The organism is Barnesiella sp., assembly GCF_022723415.1.
In the GTDB taxonomy this organism is placed as follows: domain Bacteria; phylum Bacteroidota; class Bacteroidia; order Bacteroidales; family Barnesiellaceae; genus Barnesiella; species Barnesiella intestinihominis.
Window position 1 is genome coordinate 18,569 of sequence record NZ_JAIJHU010000035.1, and the last position, 17,722, is coordinate 36,290.

A 17,722-nucleotide genomic window follows, 5' to 3' on the forward strand; every position below is an offset into this window, starting at 1 on the left:
ATTAATTGACAACTAAAATTTTAGTAACTACTCCCGATTGTTTCGACGAACCACCGGAAGACGCGAAAACAAGATACACGCCGGTTTTCACCCGATTACCGCTACGATCCCTGCCGTCCCACGATATTTGTCCGCCATTGGAATAGCCTTGAAAAAACAAGTTACCCGCCGTATCGGTAATCTTCACCAAACTATTCTCCATCAATCCTGTCACCGATATCCAACCTTCATAATCGGGTCTCACCGGATTGGGAAAAGCGTAGACATTACTATAATCGTCGGACGATTGTACAGCATCGGACCGATAAGCAGCCAAGCCGCTGGTCGTTCCTATATAAGCCACACCCGTTACCGGATCGACGATTACTTCGGTTACATGATTCGAAGGCAGTTTACTGTTCTCTGCCGTAAAGTGGTTCAAAATCTCCGACCCGTCGGCACTTACCAAATACAATCCCGATTCTCGGGTTCCTATCCACTTACGATTGGCGCCATCTACGAATATGTCGGTAATATTGATATTCTGTAATAAATAATCGGCATTATCCGTCCCGTCGTTACGGGCTATTTTTATTCGAGTACAACGGAAACTGTCGCTAAAAACATGGTCTGGATTCGTAATCACGATAGGCCCGGACGAAGTTCCTATCCATATCTGACCGTTGTTATCCTCTTCTATGCAGGTGTAATAATTCGGAGTAAACGTTTTATTATCCTGATCCATAAACGAAACTATATTTTTCGTTCTGTCATCGGCTATCGTATTATACGTACCCTTATCGTCAAAAGCGAATATAGAACCGGGCCAATCCCCATAAACGACCCATTTTGCCGTAGAATGATTCGGTATAAGCAGTTTGGCATATTTATTATTCTTTATTTCCGAATAACCGAATTGATACCAATCGCTCGCTTTCAATTCATCTGTATCGATAGATTGCTTGGCCTTAGGCAACATACTTACGCCCACATCGCCCGCATGTGCTATCCAAAGATTTCCATCTCTATCAAAAACAATATTAGGCACAGCCATAGCCCAACCCTTAGAAAGCGGCGAATTCAACGACGTATAATGTCCTACACATTCTGTCCCCGAAATCTTATATATGCCTTCGAACCAAGTTCCTATATAAAAAGTGTTGGAATCATCGGGATCGAATGCCATATTATAACTCGAATATATTCTATTTCCTGTTTTACCATTTTCCAACGGCACTTCTCCCACATCGATTACAGACCAGTTTCCCTGATCCAATACGCTTATTTTTGTTTGCACGTACTGATCTTCGGTTCCTCTACGGGGACCCGAATTACTTACATAAAGTTTATGATCGTTAATAACGAGATTCCACGGGTCTGCCACATTCGATACATTGGGCAAAAACGGTTCCTTCAACATAACGAATTGATTATTCCCCATACTGAAATGACACAAACCGCTTTCTCCCAAAGCCCATATAGACATATCTTTTTCGTATGAAGAAGTCAACACATTCACCAAATAATCCGATTGATTTTGAAAATTGAAAATACCATCGAACTGTATAGCTCCATTCACTATATCCGGTTTACAGAAAGCGACATAAACATATCCTCTCAAAACAAACCCGTCATAATATTTATCTACATTCATCACTCCCATATTCAAGGTTCCCAATAGAGACAACCCGTTATTTATATCGAGGAAATGAAGATTGCCGCCCTTAGAATAAAACAAATATTTATCGTTGAAAGGCATAAGCGCATAGATAGTCGTTCCCGGTACATCGTCCAATAAAACCCACTTGGCGATATCGTACTTGATGGCATCGCTATTTATATAATAAAGACCGTCGTCGGCAACAAAAAACCAATACTTGTCACAAGCCCCTATCAAACTGATTTTTTTTCCGTAATTATAAGATTCGCTCACTTCATTTTTCTTATCGTTCAAAACAACGATACCAAAGTCGGTAGCCAAATAAATTCTATCACCGTAAAACTTTACATCGTTGATACCTTTTGCCGTAGTCAATATGGCATTCTTAATATCCGGTATATTAAACACTTTTCCATTATCGTGCAAAATATCTACGTTGGAGTTGGCATATACGATAACCAGATACTTTTTATCGTAATTATAATAAATATTAGCTATATCTATATCGTTCAATATATTGTTCTTACTGTAAGATTCCATCTCTTCCGTCTCCTTATCGAAACCAAAAAGACTCCTACCCGACACATAGTAAACCCTTTCAGGCGTATCTATGACCTTTACAGGAGTTCCCGTCGAAGTATAAATCTGCCAATCGCCCACGGCCAATTGAGCATAGGTCGCAACCGTAAACGACAATATAACGAAACCTATTAAACCCGATATTCTTTTCAACATATCAAACGATTATAGTGTATTAAAAAAATCCGATAACTTTTTTACCGCTCGTGCCCTATGGCTTATCTTGTTTTTTTCCTCTTCTCCCATCTCGGCAAATGTTTCTTCATATCCTTCCGGCACAAAAACCGAATCATAACCGAATCCCGACGAACCTCGGCGTTCACGGATTATCTTTCCGGATATTTCTCCGTAAAAAACATGCTCCTCGCTACCTGTTACCAAAGCTATACATGTAACAAAACTCGCTTTTCTGTTTTCTGCATCTCGAAGATTAGCCAATAATTTATCTATATTCTTCTCAGAATCGGAAGGTTCACCCGCATAACGGGCCGAATATACACCCGGCTCCCCGTTCAACGCCTCCACTTGCAGTCCCGTGTCGTCGGCAAAGCAATCGTATCCGTATTTATCCTTAACATACCGGGCTTTCAACAAAGCATTACCTTCGAAAGTATCGGCCGTTTCGGGTATATCGTCATGACAACCGATATCATTCAAACCGAGTATCTCTATCTTGTCACCGATAATCGCCGATATCTCTTCCAATTTATGTCTATTATTCGTGGCAAAAACCAGTTTCATAATATTAAATAATTATTTTTGTAAAAAATCCGAACAAACAAAATGAAATCTTATTCAAAATTTCAAAATTACCTTTCTCTACTCATGTTTATAACGATAAATATCTTGTTTTATTTTAAATACTTATCGAAGATATCTATCGCATGCGGAGCTATTACGAGCGTGTTATATATACTTTTCATCATTTTCTTATTCAAATACAAACCGACTTTCGGTCGCAAACTTGTCAACGTCGGTATAATCACTTTTATAATAGCTACTTCATCACTTCTTTTCTTTATTCCCAAAGAAATATTCACGGCCGACAGATGGATTATTATCGATCTTTTTTGGGACTCCGTTTCAAACGGTCTGTACCCTTATGCCGAAAAAACTTCTATCGGCAACTATCCGGGGGCAATGCCGTTCTATTTTCTTCTCTGCTATCCATTTTATTGTATACGAGAAATAGGATTCATAACCGTTATTTCCATTGCTTTGCTGGCATTCCATTTCAAACGTAAATCTGTTCAAAGTTATAGTTTATTTTTTATACTTTCGATTTCTTCTTTATGTATCTACTGGGAAATTTTTTCAAGAAGTACCATACTCATCAACGCCGTACTGTTCACCCTCTTTCTCCTTTATCTCGAACGATTCCGCACATTTTCCACCCGACAACTGATATGGAGCGCTGTCATAGGAGGGTTGCTGTTCTCTATTCGCAACGTGTTCGTGCTGCCGCTCATCGTATGGGGATTGTATCAACTCTTTCAAGAAAAAACATCTCCGAAGAAAATATTCCTGTGGGGCTTTGTTTTCCTATTGTCCTTCGCGATTACTTTCGTTCCTTTCATCTGGCTATATCCCGATGAGTTTTGGGAGGTCAATCCGTTCTCCACACAATCATCTTTGGTATCTTTTCACTTCATAGTGCTCTTCGTACTGATAGCGATCGCAGGAAGTTTCTTTTGCAGAAACTACAACGACGTTAGATTTTTCAGCGTTCTGCTGTTATTCGGTATCGTGACAATCCATTTTATAGAAGCGGTTTGCCAATACAGTTTTACACAAGCTCTATTCCAATCGAAAGCAGATATATCTTATTACATTTTCTGCATACCCTATTTGTTGCAAATACTCGCCGATACAGATTATAAAAGACTTATGAATCCGCAAACATGAATACGGGAAAAAGGATATTGTGGATAGACTATGCCAAATCGATATGTATCTATTTGGTTCTGTTGGGGCATGCTCATGCTTCCCAACCTGTCACCGACTTTATCTATACTTTTCACATGCCTCTTTTCTTCTTTTTGTCCGGTTGTCTTTTTTCATTCGAGAAACACCCCAACTTTAAAGAGTTTGCTATAAAACGATTCAAAGGGCTCATGGTTCCCTATCTTTGGATAAACCTCATCACCTATCTGTTCTGGTTATTTGCAGGTCGTAATTTCGGCGAAGATGCGACAATATCCACTACTTGGTATTCCCCCATAATAGGCATTCTTTTAGGATATAGTAAACAGATGATACACAATACACCCATGTGGTTTTTCATTTGTCTCTATTTCTTGGAAATATTTTACTACCTCCTATTCAAACCGTTACAAAAGAAAAGCAAATCGATAAAGATTTCGGTATTGATCGTTATCGCCGTCATAGGATACACAAATTATGCCTACAACCCCTATACATTACCCTTTTGCTTGGGAACTGCCATAGTAGGAATGGTTTTCTACGGAATAGGCAATTTAATCGTACACAACATACAAATAATAAAAATAAAATTACTCCATATAATACTCGTTTTCCTGACAATGGGAATTGTTATTTTCATAGCTCATGAAAACGGATATATAATAATGGCCACAAATAATTATAATAACTATATACTGTTTTTCATAGGAAGTTTCGCCGGTATATGTATGATAAATCTGTCGAGCAATTTCCTATCCTTAAAACCTGTTTTTCAAAATATCATAATCTATATATCCAAAAACACACTCATTATCAACAGTTTTCATTTGCTTACGTTCTCTTTCTTAAAAGGAATCATGGTATTTGTCTTTCACATACCGGTAGAAACCTTATACGGCAAAATAGTTCCTAATATAGTTTTCGCTTTGGTGAGTCTTTTTTCGTGCCTACCTATCGCCTATATCATCAACAAACATTTCCCCTTTATAATAGGGAAAAAAAGAAGTCCCGAAGGGTAGATTTATGCTTTTATTTTGTCGAAACCTTCTCCATAAACTCCCACAACATTGGATTGGGAAATAAAAGCTTTCGGGTCTATGGACTTTATCAAGCGAAATATTTTAACCGACTCATTTCTTTTAGCCAATATCATCAATACTTTTTTGGGTTGTTTGGAATACCAGCCCATGCCATCGATAACTGTCACGCCGCGACGTATATCGTTATTGACATGAGTAGCTATCTCTTCGTATTTATCCGACAGAACCAAAATTTGTACCGACTGACGTTTGCCATTGATAAGCATGTCCATCGTATAACTCATTACCCCCATCACTACATATCCGAAAATCATTTTTTCCACACTATGGAACAGAACGTAAGAGCAGGCAATAATTAAAAAATCGATGTACATCATCATTTTGGCAAACGAAATATTCTTGTATTTGTTTACGATAGCCGCTATAATATCGGTTCCTCCCGTACTTCCATTAGACACGAATACCAATCCAATACCCGAACCGCACAGAATACCGCCTATTATAGCCGACATAAAAGGTTGTTCGTCTACCAAAGCATCTTTTATGAACAAAGGAAGAATAGACAAGAATGAAGAACATACGATTACGCTGAAAATAGTTCGTATGCAGAATTGAAGACCCAACACCTTGATGGCAGCCAACAACAATAATACATTGATAACAAAATAGGATACCGATATAGGTATACCCGTACCGTAGTATATCAAGGCCGATATACCCGTTACACCTCCTGTCGTTATTTCGTTCGGTATCAGAAAACCTACCCAACCCAAAGCATACAACAGTAACCCGAATATGATAATCAAATAGTCTTTTATCGAATACCAGACACTATTAAAAGGCAAACGCATAATATGTAAAATATAAAATCCATGTTCGCTATGAATTTACGAACATGGATAAAGTTTATCAAATAACTATATTGACTATTTTATTAGGTACTACGATTATCTTCTTAGGTGTTTTTCCTTCGAGCCACCGCACCGAAGATTCATGATTAAGTACCATTTTCTCTATTTCTTCACGGGGAGTATCTGCCGGAATTTCCAAATTGTAACGTGCTTTTCCATTAAAAGAAATAGCATAAGTCACTACATCTTCTTTCAGATATTCCTCTTTCCATTCGGGCCACCGGGCATCGCATACAGTAGAATCGTAACCCAATTCATGCCACAACTCTTCACTAATATGAGGAGCGAAAGGAGCCAACAATATAATTACCTTTTCAAGTATCTGTTTGTTGTGCGATTTAAGAGAAGTCAACTCATTCACGCATATCATAAAAGCGCTTATAGAAGTATTATACGAGAAATTCTCTACGTCCCACGATATTTTCTTTATCAGTTTATGCAAAGACTTCAATTCCTCTTTCGTAGGCTCTTGATCTGTTACAATCCAATTATCACCTTGATAAAACAGATTCCACAACTTTTTCAGAAAACGATGTACGCCGTCTATTCCGTTCGTATCCCACGGTTTGCTTTGTTCGATGGGACCGAGGAACATTTCGTACAACCGTAAAGTATCGGCTCCGTATTTTTCTACGATATCGTCGGGATTTACCACATTGAACATCGATTTGGACATTTTCTCTACCGCCCAACCGCATACATATCTGCCGTCATCTTCCAAAATAAACTCGGCCGAACTAAACTCAGGGCGCCAGTTTTTAAATGCTTCTATATCGAGTACATCGTTACTTACGATATTCACATCGACATGAATGGGAGTAGTATCGTAATCTTTCTTTTTATTCAAAGATACGAAAGTATTCGTATCTTTAATACGATATACAAAGTTGGAACGCCCCTGTATCATACCTTGATTTATCAGTTTCTTGAAAGGTTCGTCTTCACAAACCACTCCTTTATCGAAAAGGAACTTATTCCAGAAACGACTATAAATAAGATGACCGGTAGCATGTTCGGTTCCCCCTATATAGAGGTCTACATTACGCCAATACTCATCGTTTTTCTTCGATACCAGAGCTTTATCGTTGTGCGGGTCCATATATCGCAAATAATAAGCCGAAGAACCTGCGAATCCCGGCATGGTACACAACTCCAACGGATAATGCTCTTCTGTTTCCCAGTTCTTAGCACGACCTAATGGAGGCTCACCTGTTTCGGTCGGTAGGAATTTATCCACTTCGGGAAGTTCCAAAGGTAGTTTACTTTCGTCAAGCATATAAGGCATACCCTCTTTATAGTAAACAGGAAAGGGTTCACCCCAATAACGCTGACGACTGAATATAGCATCGCGCAAACGATAGTTTACTTTTACCCTGCCTATACCCTTTTCCTTAATAAACTTTTTCGTGGCGGCAATGGCTTCCTTCACCTCCATACCGTTCAAATCCAATCCATTACCACAAGAATTTATCATTTTACCTTCTTTGGCATCGAAACTTTCCTCCGAAACATCGCACCCTTCTATCAGCGGTATGATGGGCAAGTCGAAATGTTTGGCGAAAGCGTAGTCCCGACTATCGTGTGCAGGTACGGCCATGATAGCTCCTGTCCCGTATCCGGCCAAGACATAATCGCTTATATAGATAGGTATATGTTTATTGTTCAACGGATTGACAGCGTATGCACCAGTAAACACACCGGTAACGCTCTTGTCCATAAGTCGCTCACGCTCGGTACGATGTTTTATGCTGTCCAAATATTTGTTTACAGCTTCCTGTTGATCGGGGGTGACTACTTGTTTTACATAATCGCTTTCGGGAGCCAATACCATAAAAGTAACCCCGAAAACCGTATCGGCACGCGTCGTAAATATGGTAAACTCCACATCGGAATCCACCACCTTAAACTGCATTTCGGCTCCCTCGGAACGACCTATCCAGTTCTTTTGGGTCTCTTTAAGAGAATCTGTCCAATCTATTTTATCCAGACCTTCCAACAAACGCTGAGCGTATGCCGATACCCGTAGACACCACTGACGCATCACTTTCTGTTCCACCGGATATCCCCCTCGTATGGAAACGCCCTCGCTCACCTCGTCGTTGGCAAGCACGGTTCCCAATTGCGGACACCAGTTTACCATCGTATCGCCCAAATAGGCAATGCGGTAATTCATCAATATTTCCTGTTGTTCTTTCTCCGATTTACCATTCCATTCTTCGGACGTAAAAGAAAGTTCTTCGCTACAAGCTGCATTCACACCTTCCGTACCTGTCGTTTCGAAAGTCTTTACAAGCTCTTCTATGGGACGAGCTTGTTGTTTGTCGTTGCAATAATAACTATTGAACATTTGTATGAACGCCCACTGAGTCCATTTATAATATTCGGGATCGCAAGTACGTATTTCGCGGCTCCAATCATAACAAAAGCCTATCTTGTCCAATTGCTCGCGATAACGATTTATGTTCTTTTCGGTCGTTATGGCCGGGTGTTGTCCCGTCTGTATGGCATACTGCTCGGCAGGAAGACCGTATGCATCATACCCCATAGGGTGAAGAACGTTAAACCCCTTCAATCTTTTATATCTGGAATAAATATCGGAAGCTATATATCCCAACGGGTGACCTACATGCAGACCTGCTCCCGAAGGATAGGGAAACATATCCAGTACGTAATATTTGGGTTTACTCTCATCTTCTTTTACTTGATAAATATGATGATCTTTCCAATACTTTTGCCACTTTTTTTCTATCTCTTTGAAATTATATTCCATGATAAACAATTATGAATGAAATTATTATTCTCTTTTTTAAATTCCCAATGAAGCCGATATGTCGAGCATACGCTGTATAGGTTCGATAGCTTTTTCGGCTATCTCTTTATCCACTATCACCTCGGGCAACTCGTATTTAAGCGTGTTATACAATTTTTTCATCGTATTCAATCGCATGAAATTACACTCGTTACAAGCACATGTACTATCGTTGGGAGGCGCAGGTATAAACTCTTTGTCGGGATTGTTTTTCTTCATTTCATGCAATATACCCGACTCGGTAGCTACTATGAAACGCTTGCAGTCCGATTGTGTCGCAAAGCGCAAAAGAGCAGCCGTGGAACCTACCTTGTCGGCTACTAACAATATATCTCTTTTACATTCCGGGTGAGCCAGTATCAACGCATCGGGATACTGTTTTTTCAAATCTACTATTTTTTCCAATGAAAATTGGGAATGCACGTGGCAAGCTCCGTCCCATAATAACATATCACGTCCTGTGATACTGTTTATATAATTACCCAAATTTTTATCGGGTCCGAATATGATCTTCTCGTCGGCAGGGAAACTCTCTACGATTTGACGGGCATTCGACGAAGTGACTACCACATCGGTATAAGCCTTTACCGCCGCAGATGTATTTACATAAGATATGACTTTATAGCCGGGGTGAACTTTTACGAATTCGGCAAAAGCATCGGCTGGACAACTGTCTGCCAAAGAACACCCGGCATTCATGTCGGGTATCAGTACTTTCTTGTCGGGACAAATAATTTTGGCGGTCTCGCCCATAAAATGAACACCACAAAGCACCAATATGGAAGCATCTGTTTTCGCAGCCCATTGAGCCAATGCCAAAGAATCTCCCACATAATCGGCTATATCCTGTAAATCTCCCGATTGGTAGTAATGAGCGAGAACGACAGCATTTTTCTCCCGCTTCATTCTCTCTATCTCGGACACTAAGTCTATCCCTTCGGGAATAGGCATATCCACATAACCTTTGGAGATATCTACATCGAACATATAATATATTCTTTTTATTTTTTAATTTTAAAATCTTTATTGTTGATGATAATAGACTGTTGATAGTAATGATAACTTCTTGTTAAAATACTTGTTATTTAAAGTTTCAACTGACTATGAAAATATATTCTTACTTTATCAACGTTTTTATCTTTTCTATATGAGCTCTTTATCTTCTTTATCAACTATCTGTTTACAATATGCAAAGTTAATAACTTTATTCTATTTGCATGATTGATAAATAGATATTTTAGGTGGATATATGAACTAAAAACTCGATGAGTTATTATTTGCTTTATTGACATGCAGTGCTGTATAGATATATGATTTTTAAAAGCAATATTTTTATTACTTTTTTGTGCAAGTATTTTATAACGGTTTATACACATTTAATAACAACTTATGCACATAGTGTTGCGTCCGTGGAGCAGGCAGATAGGAGATTGTTGGATATAAGACGGGTGTATTTTATATTTATCGAAAACGTGAGAATCGTCTGTACTTCGACATGGCTCTATATGGTTGTTTTTGCGCTCGGCTTATACTATCTTTGTACAAAATGGAAATTAGGCTCTTATAAAAATGATCGTTTATGAAGAAAAAGAGTGTATTGGATTTGAAAAGAATTTCACAGGAGGAGTTCAAACGGGTTGAAAAAATATCACTGACCGTTATTTTGGATAATGTGAGGAGTCTCAATAATATAGGTTCTGTATTTCGCACGGCCGATGCTTTCAGAGTGGAGTGTATTTATTTGTGCGGAATAACGGCTACACCGCCTCATACCGATATTCATAAGACAGCTTTGGGAGCCGAGGACAGTGTCGACTGGGTTTATTTTCAAGACACTTGCGAGGCTGTTGATAACTTGTTGGCAGCCGGATACGAAGTATATGCCGTAGAACAAGTAGAAGGCAGTATAAGTCTGACAAACATAAAATTGGATAAGAATAAAAAATATGCCGTCGTGTTGGGTAATGAAGTGAAAGGTGTACAACAGTCGGTGGTCGATAAGTGTACGGGAAGTATAGAAATACCTCAATTCGGTACTAAACATTCACTGAATGTGTCGGTAACGGCGGGATTAGTAATTTGGGATTTCTTTAAACAGTTAGGAATATAGCTTTGTAAAAAAATAACTTATTAAAATTAAGTGCTTTATAAATAAAAAATATGTTTTAGAATCGATATACTATAAAGAACCTTGTTCCACTAATATACAGATTCTTTCTATTATTTTATCTTCGCCTTCCGGATCCCAATCGGTTTTAAGGGAAGCTCCGAATATTTTTCCAAAGAATTGCCAGAAGTTGGCTCTGAAACTGCCCAAGAATGCTTTGATTAGTTCGTATGAAGATTGGTTACATTCCCGGTTGATAAGTTTGATGAGCATTTTACCCTGCGACAAGGTAAATTTTTTCAATATCGGTTTATATTGTTGAAAAACTTCTTTTTCCATTTTTTTCATGTGTTCTTCTCGAGCTTTGTCGTCGGGAAGAGTCTCCATATATTCGTAGGTTTCAATGAGTATGGAGTAGATGAGTTTGGCATAGGGTAGGGTCTTTTTCACATCACGCACGGTCTTCCAGTAAAATTTTTCCTGTTTTTTGTCTTTGAATTTTTCGGGAGGAAATACATGAAACGTACGTAATTCTATTACCAATACGGTATCGTTGTCTATAACAGCATGATAAAAATGTTTATATGCCGGGTGTGATTCCTGTACAATTTGGGATTTTGTACGGGGAATAAACAGGAAAAGAAAAAGAAACAATATGAATATGGTTCTCTTCATAGGGTACAAATGTAAATCTTTCGATATTCATAAGCGCTACGTTTTTGCAATAATTATATTATTCACATGTGTTTATATCTATTGTGGATAAATTGTCGATATACTGTTTATTTATAAGTGTATAATATTATAACTATTTGATTAATAATATATTATAATTTGTTTATAACTATAAGACCTTATCAGTTGAAATCTCGTTGATAACTTGTTTATAGTCTATAAATAGCTAACTGTTCGTTCTTATATCGTTTTTGAGTTGATAATCTGTTTATATGAATGTGGATAGAATAGTTATTATTCTGGAAATAAATTAATTATAGTTATAAACACAATGTTTATAATAGATAATGATATAAAGAATTGAGTAAGATTTCCATTGAATATGGAGCAATAATTTGTAAACTTTGTTTTTATGGAATAAGGAATATAATTAGACATAGTAGATTCAGAAATGAGATTTACGTTTGCCTCTACTCCCGGCTTTCATTATATTTGTAACTGTAAAAAGGTAAAACTATGCAGACAGTATTGTTTCACGAAATCATATTCGGTCCCATACACAGTCGACGGTTGGGAATATCGCTGGGTGTCAACCTGCTCCCGGTGGACGGTAAGTTGTGTTCATTCGATTGCGTGTATTGCGAATGCGGTTATAATGCACAAGGAGTGGGGAAGAGTGGATTGCCTTCGTCCGATAGGGTAGAGGAGGAGTTAAAATCTCGTTTACAATCCATGCACGAGGCAGGGGAAAAGCTCGATGTGATAACTTTTGCCGGGAACGGAGAACCTACTCTACACCCTGAATTCGAGAAAATCATAGATACCACGCTTTATCTTCGGGATCACTATTATCCCGAAGCCAAGATAAGCGTACTATCCAACGCTACCCGTATTCACGACGAATCGGTGTTCAGGGCATTGAACAGGGTAGATAATAATATACTTAAACTCGATTCGCTTCGTCCCGAAACAGTCGTGTTGATAGATAATCCGAACGATCCGCATTTCGATGTGAATAAGGTAGTGGATAATTTAAAACGTTTTTCGGGTAATGTCATTATCCAAACAATGTTTTTGCGAGGGTGGCACGACGGCAAGCGTATTGACAATACGGTCGAGGAGGAGCTGAAACCGTGGTTGGAGGCTTTACAGCGCATTTCTCCTCGTTCGGTAATGGTTTATACCATCGATCGGAAAACGCCGGAGGAATCGCTCGAAAAAGTGTCTCGTGAGGAGTTGGAACAGATAGCCGACAGAGCGAGAGCGTTGGGCTTCGAAGTTTCCGTGTCGGCTTGATGGAAATAGGGTTGTGCCATGTAATATGAAAAATCCCGTTGTAGATTCTTTACAACGGGATTTTTTTCTAAAATGAAGATCGGCTTATTCCACAACTATTTTTTTACTTTGTGTGGATTGTGCGTTACGAACTTTCACTATATAAATTCCTCGGGTTGCATCGATGGTTTTTTCTTGATAAATATTACCTTCCCAAACTAATGCACCGCTCGTCGAATAGACTTGGACATGAGCATTTTCGGCATTTACTCTTATAATTCCCGAAGTGCTCCATATCTTTATTCCCGAATTTTCTATCTCGGTTATGCTTGAACCTTCGTCGAAAGCAGCCGTTACGACCGAGGCCATTTTGACTACAAATTCTCCGTTGGTGACGCTTACGCCATTTACCCAAACATTTTTCAGATAGAAACCTTCGTCGGGATTACCTTTTACGGTAACTGTCGTATTTTTTATTACTTTACTACCCGAATTAACGATTTCGTTGTCGCTGTTCCGCAATTCCAAAGTTCCGTTTTCGGTAGGCTCGATAGTTATGTAAGCTTCGTTACAACCGCTGCCATCTCCATCGACAGAAACTTTCCAACCTTTTTTAGTAGCCATAGAGGTTTCGCTACCTTCCGCTTCGTTGGGGTTGTTGATTCCTGCGATGAACATATTTACATTGGTGGGTGTCGTTGAACATTTGGGTAGATTGTAATACAAGTCGTTCAAAGCGCAGGCGGACATTCCGTTACCGGAACATTCGAGATAGTTGAGTTTCGTGTTATTACTCAGGTCGAGAGAAGTCAATTGATTTCCGTCGCAGAACAGGCGTTCGAGCAATGTATTTTTCGATAGATCGAGAGTGGTAAGTTTATTGTTCGAACAGATGAGTTTTACCAACTTCGTATTATGGGTGACATCGAGGGCTGTAAGACCGGTGTAGGAACATTGAAGTTCTTCCAGATCGGTTAACATACTGGCATCGATAGATTTTAGTTGCTCGTTGTTCTGCACGTCTAGTAATAGTAGTTTTGTATTCGAGGAAACAGTCAGCGATGTCAGTTCGTTGTTTTTAACAACAGCCTCTTCCAATTCGGTATTGTTAGACAAATCGAGGGAACCGAGTTCGCAGTTATAGCAAGAGAGCGAGAACAATGCTTTGTTGTTGGACAAATCGAGAGTTCCGATACTGTTGTAGGAACAGTTGAGTTTGCCCAATGCAGTATTCTTCGATAGATCGAGAGCGGTGATACCGGTCCAATAACAATCGAGTGTAGCGAGAATGGCGTTATGAGATACATCGAGAGATTTCAAATCATTTTCCGAACAATCGAAATAGTCGATCAGTCCGTTGATACGAACGGTCGTACCTTTTGAATTACCGTCGATACGGGTAATAGATTCGTTGTCGATAGTCATAGTTTGCCATTCTCCGTTACCCCAATCTATTTCTATTTCCGTTTCCGGGTCTATGCCGCTTATGCCGAATGAAAGCGAAGCATTGCTTTCTACTCCCATTTCTATGTAATTGTTAGAGGCGGTAGGAACGAATACAGCCGATACGGTGACATTTTCGGTAGTTGCAAATATGGAACCGTTTATGCGTTCTCCGTTTATTTCGTAGTAACGCACCTGATAATTTTCAATGGGAGTCGCGGTTATGTATACCGGTACGCCGGCTTCCAAAGTATTGTTTTCTATCGGATGCAATTCGTGGGAAACAAGATCTGGTTGAGATAATGAAATGGTTCCGAATTCCGAAGTTTCGATCGTTGCCGTTACATCTTTACATACGGCACTGCCGTCGCCTGTTACGTCTACTGTCCATTTTGATTCGGTAGCAATACTTGTAGAAGAAGTTTCGGCATTGCTTCCTTCTAGGAATAAATTCACATACGGACTTGCACTTTCGAGACCGGAAAGAGTCTGGTACATAAAATTGAGACTGCAAGGGGTCATTCTTGGGTTATTGCGAATATCGATCGTATTTAACCCCTGATTATAATAGAAATCAAGGAATGAGAATAAATTGTTTTGCCCCCAGAATTTTTGAAGGTGGAGGTTTTTGCTAAGGTCTATCTCTTCCAACTGGTTATCACCGCATTTCAACGATTTCAGACGTGGCATGTTGGAGACCGTAATTTTTTTCAATAGGTTGCCATCGCAAGACAGGTTAGTGATATTGATGTTTGCCGTTAAATCCAGATTGCTTATTTGGTTGTTGGAACATACCAAGTCCATCAATTCGGTATTGGCAAATACATTCAATTCGGTCAGGGCGTTATCGTCGCAGTAGAGTTTTTCCAAAGCAGTATTTTTCGATACGTCCAAGTTCGAGATATGATTTTTACGAATATCGAGTCTGCGCAAGTTCGTTAAACTCGATACATTTATGTCCATCAGAGCATTTCCTTCCAAGTTGATGTAACGCAAATTGGGACAACCCGAAAAATCGATACTGCTTATGTCATTATTATAGGCAGTTATATTTTCCAATTCACTTCCTTCGCTGGGCAAGATGATGGTTGTAATACCTCCTTTATCGTCTGGATCCGATGTGTTGCTTTTGTCGTGTCGGCAGTCGAGTGTTGTTAATTTTTTATGAGCCGATAGATTGAGGAATAGCAGCTTGGGATTGTTGTAACAGTTTAGAGTTTCCAAATTCAAAGCCCCTGAAATATCGAGGTTGGTACGCTCTATTTCGTTTTTATAGCAATCCAGTAAAGTCAAATCAGGTTCATCGATAATAGTGACCGAAGTTACATGGGCATCGGAACAATCGAATGTCTGCATGGGAGAAAATATTCGGATTGTGTCGCCCACTTGGGTTCCGTTCACGCTTTTGTTCCACATTCCATCTACGGTATATTCTTTTTTGGTTCCGTCTCCCCAGTCGACGATTACTTTACCGTCGGATGCTACCGGCTTGGGGTAAAAAGTAAAATCACTACCGAGTTCCAGCGATGTAGTAAGTTTTATTTCGCTTTGTACTTCCGAGAACCCGAGTACGATACATAGAGAAATTAGAAAACTTGTAATTTTTTTCATACGCTTTGTTTTGTTTTTATGTTTTGTGTTGTATATTTCTTTCAGATTGAAGATTAATATTACAAAAATGAAAAAAATATATGTACATAGCAGCATAGAAAGCGTTGCTATTTAAAAATAAATACACTTTGATTATCAGCGAGTTATTTATTGAAACGTTGCAATTTAACGTTTTGAAAGATTTTCTTCTCCTAAAATGACGATACCCAATCCCTGAGAGAGAAAGTTTTGAGGAATTTTTTTTCGGATGCGTGTCCGTTGGGAACGTATGGTTTCGCTGCTGATACCCCGACAAGCCGCACACTCTTTCGTCGAAAAACCGAGTTGCAACAATGCACATAGAAAAGCGTCGTTGTCGGTTAGCGGTACTATGCTCGAAACTTGTTGCAAATAGGTATCGAACTCTTTCAATATAGTCGTCTGGAACGATTTCTGCTCGTTATAACTCAACGATTCTTTATCGGAGTTTATCTTTTTGTATAAATCGGTATAGATATTGCTTTCTTTGAAATGTTTGCTACATGTTTCTCCTGCTTTTCTGATAATATCTATAATTTGTAATTCCCGGTTTTCGTTTTCTTGGGCACGGGCTTCTTGTCTTTCCCATTTGTGGGCGAAGATTCGTTCGTTGCGGCGTTTCAGATGTTTCCGATAAATGAAGAATACCACGATCGATAACAGCAGAACGACGATTATGCTAACGGTTATCGATACAATGAGCCGTATATGACTTTGCTCTTTCAGGTCGGAAGTTATCCGTATTTGTTCTTGTCGATCTATCTGGTGAGAAACGGCCATGTTTTCAATCGAATCGGACAGGCGATAAGCCTCCTGTAAATAACGATATTTCATGGAGTCTGTTATACCCGACTTTTCGGGTAGATCGGCCAGCTTGAAATAGGCCGAGGCCTTTACCGATTTTTCTTCGCTGCGGCTGGCTTGTTCGAGATAAAACAAAGCCGAATCGTATTGCATTTGCATGGCGAATAACTGTCCCCGTACGGCATAGTTGCGCAATCGTTTTACTTCGTCGTTGGTCAACGACAACGCTTTCGCATTACATTCCAATGCCGATTTTATATCGTTTTTCAATTTATAGGCGCTTGTCAGATTATTATAGACCGAGGAACGTTCTTCCCGATTTTTTATTTCCGGGAAAAATTCGAGCGGTTTTTCGAAATAGTAAAGGGCGCTGTCACGGTCTTTATAGAGAAAATGGTATTTCCCTATGCCCCGATAGGCGTGGGAAAGATTGCTCTTGTCCTCCAATTCTTTCGAAACATATAGAGCTTGTTGGTAGGCGCTTCGAGCGGTTTCGTAAATGTTGTGTTCCAGAAGAAGGTCCCCGAGTTGATTGTATATTTTACTCTTTAACTCGTTGTCGTTCGATTCGTCGAGTCGTTTTAATGCTTTATGATAGAAAATGACGGCTGAATCGGGCATATAACGCTTTTCCATCTCCACACCGTTTTGATAGAGGATTTCAGCTTTTTCGGTGTCATGATGGTTACATGAGCCGAGTAATATCGATAATAATAATATAGTGTATATAAAACCCCGTTTCATGACCGATAGAAAATAGAATAGCTCCCAAAGATACGAAAAGGTGAGAGCAGAGACAAACGGAAAACCTGTTTCCGGTTTGGCTACGCCGAACCGTATCTTATCTTCGTAGTGACAAAGATAGCGAAAGGTGAGTGTAGATACAAA

General features: G+C 39.3%; 12 protein-coding genes. 4 read left to right on the forward strand and 8 right to left on the reverse strand.

Annotated features, from left to right (window positions below; genetic code table 11):
• Window position 1: 1 nt before the first annotated feature.
• Window positions 2-2,374, reverse strand: a complete 2,373-nt coding sequence (gene porZ, locus QVD32_RS08355; RefSeq protein WP_021891740.1) for a type IX secretion system anionic LPS delivery protein PorZ — start codon at window positions 2,372-2,374, stop codon at window positions 2-4.
• Between the two features lie 9 nt (window positions 2,375-2,383).
• Window positions 2,384-2,959 (reverse strand): non-canonical purine NTP diphosphatase, encoded by a 576-nt coding sequence (locus QVD32_RS08360; RefSeq protein ID WP_021891739.1) that lies wholly within the window; start codon window positions 2,957-2,959, stop codon window positions 2,384-2,386.
• Window positions 2,960-3,001: 42 nt separating this feature from the next.
• On the opposite strand from QVD32_RS08360, the gene QVD32_RS08365 reads away from it, so the two are divergent.
• Both QVD32_RS08365 and QVD32_RS08370 read left to right on the forward strand, forming a co-directional pair.
• Window positions 3,002-4,123, forward strand: a complete 1,122-nt coding sequence (locus QVD32_RS08365) for a hypothetical protein (RefSeq protein ID WP_118687010.1) — start codon at window positions 3,002-3,004, stop codon at window positions 4,121-4,123.
• A complete protein-coding gene (locus QVD32_RS08370; protein WP_021891737.1) occupies window positions 4,120-5,160 on the forward strand; it encodes an acyltransferase family protein in 1,041 nt (346 codons plus the stop codon). Before QVD32_RS08365 ends, QVD32_RS08370 begins: the two co-directional genes overlap by 4 nt.
• 2 nt (window positions 5,161-5,162) lie before the next feature.
• On the opposite strand, the gene QVD32_RS08375 is transcribed toward QVD32_RS08370, so the two are convergent.
• The 3 genes from QVD32_RS08375 to nadA are packed head-to-tail and all read right to left on the reverse strand — an operon-like array spanning window position 5,163 to window position 9,888.
• A complete protein-coding gene (locus QVD32_RS08375) occupies window positions 5,163-6,032 on the reverse strand; it encodes a YitT family protein (RefSeq protein WP_021891736.1) in 870 nt (289 codons plus the stop codon).
• A 58-nt stretch (window positions 6,033-6,090) separates the two neighbouring features.
• A complete protein-coding gene (gene leuS, locus QVD32_RS08380) occupies window positions 6,091-8,862 on the reverse strand; it encodes a leucine--tRNA ligase (RefSeq protein ID WP_118687011.1) in 2,772 nt (923 codons plus the stop codon).
• A 36-nt stretch (window positions 8,863-8,898) separates the two neighbouring features.
• Window positions 8,899-9,888 (reverse strand): quinolinate synthase NadA, encoded by a 990-nt coding sequence (gene nadA, locus QVD32_RS08385; RefSeq protein ID WP_021891734.1) that lies wholly within the window; start codon window positions 9,886-9,888, stop codon window positions 8,899-8,901.
• Between the two features lie 592 nt (window positions 9,889-10,480).
• On the opposite strand from nadA, the gene QVD32_RS08390 reads away from it, so the two are divergent.
• Window positions 10,481-11,011, forward strand: a complete 531-nt coding sequence (locus QVD32_RS08390; RefSeq protein WP_021891733.1) for an RNA methyltransferase — start codon at window positions 10,481-10,483, stop codon at window positions 11,009-11,011.
• Between the two features lie 69 nt (window positions 11,012-11,080).
• On the opposite strand, the gene QVD32_RS08395 is transcribed toward QVD32_RS08390, so the two are convergent.
• On the reverse strand, window positions 11,081-11,683 hold the full coding sequence (locus QVD32_RS08395; RefSeq protein ID WP_021891732.1) for a DUF4294 domain-containing protein: 603 nt from the start codon (window positions 11,681-11,683) through the stop codon (window positions 11,081-11,083).
• Between the two features lie 516 nt (window positions 11,684-12,199).
• Here QVD32_RS08395 and QVD32_RS08400 point away from each other — a divergent pair.
• Entirely contained in the window at window positions 12,200-12,979 is a 780-nt protein-coding gene (locus tag QVD32_RS08400) for a radical SAM protein (RefSeq protein WP_021891731.1), read from the forward strand.
• Between the two features lie 84 nt (window positions 12,980-13,063).
• Here the strand turns inward: QVD32_RS08400 and QVD32_RS08405 are convergent, their stop codons facing one another.
• Window positions 13,064-16,012: a T9SS type A sorting domain-containing protein gene (locus QVD32_RS08405; protein ID WP_195241939.1), complete on the reverse strand. Its 2,949-nt coding sequence runs from the start codon at window positions 16,010-16,012 to the stop codon at window positions 13,064-13,066.
• Between the two features lie 165 nt (window positions 16,013-16,177).
• Window positions 16,178-17,722 (reverse strand): tetratricopeptide repeat protein (locus QVD32_RS08410; RefSeq protein ID WP_287710197.1); only part of this gene is annotated, 1,545 nt, incomplete at its 5' end.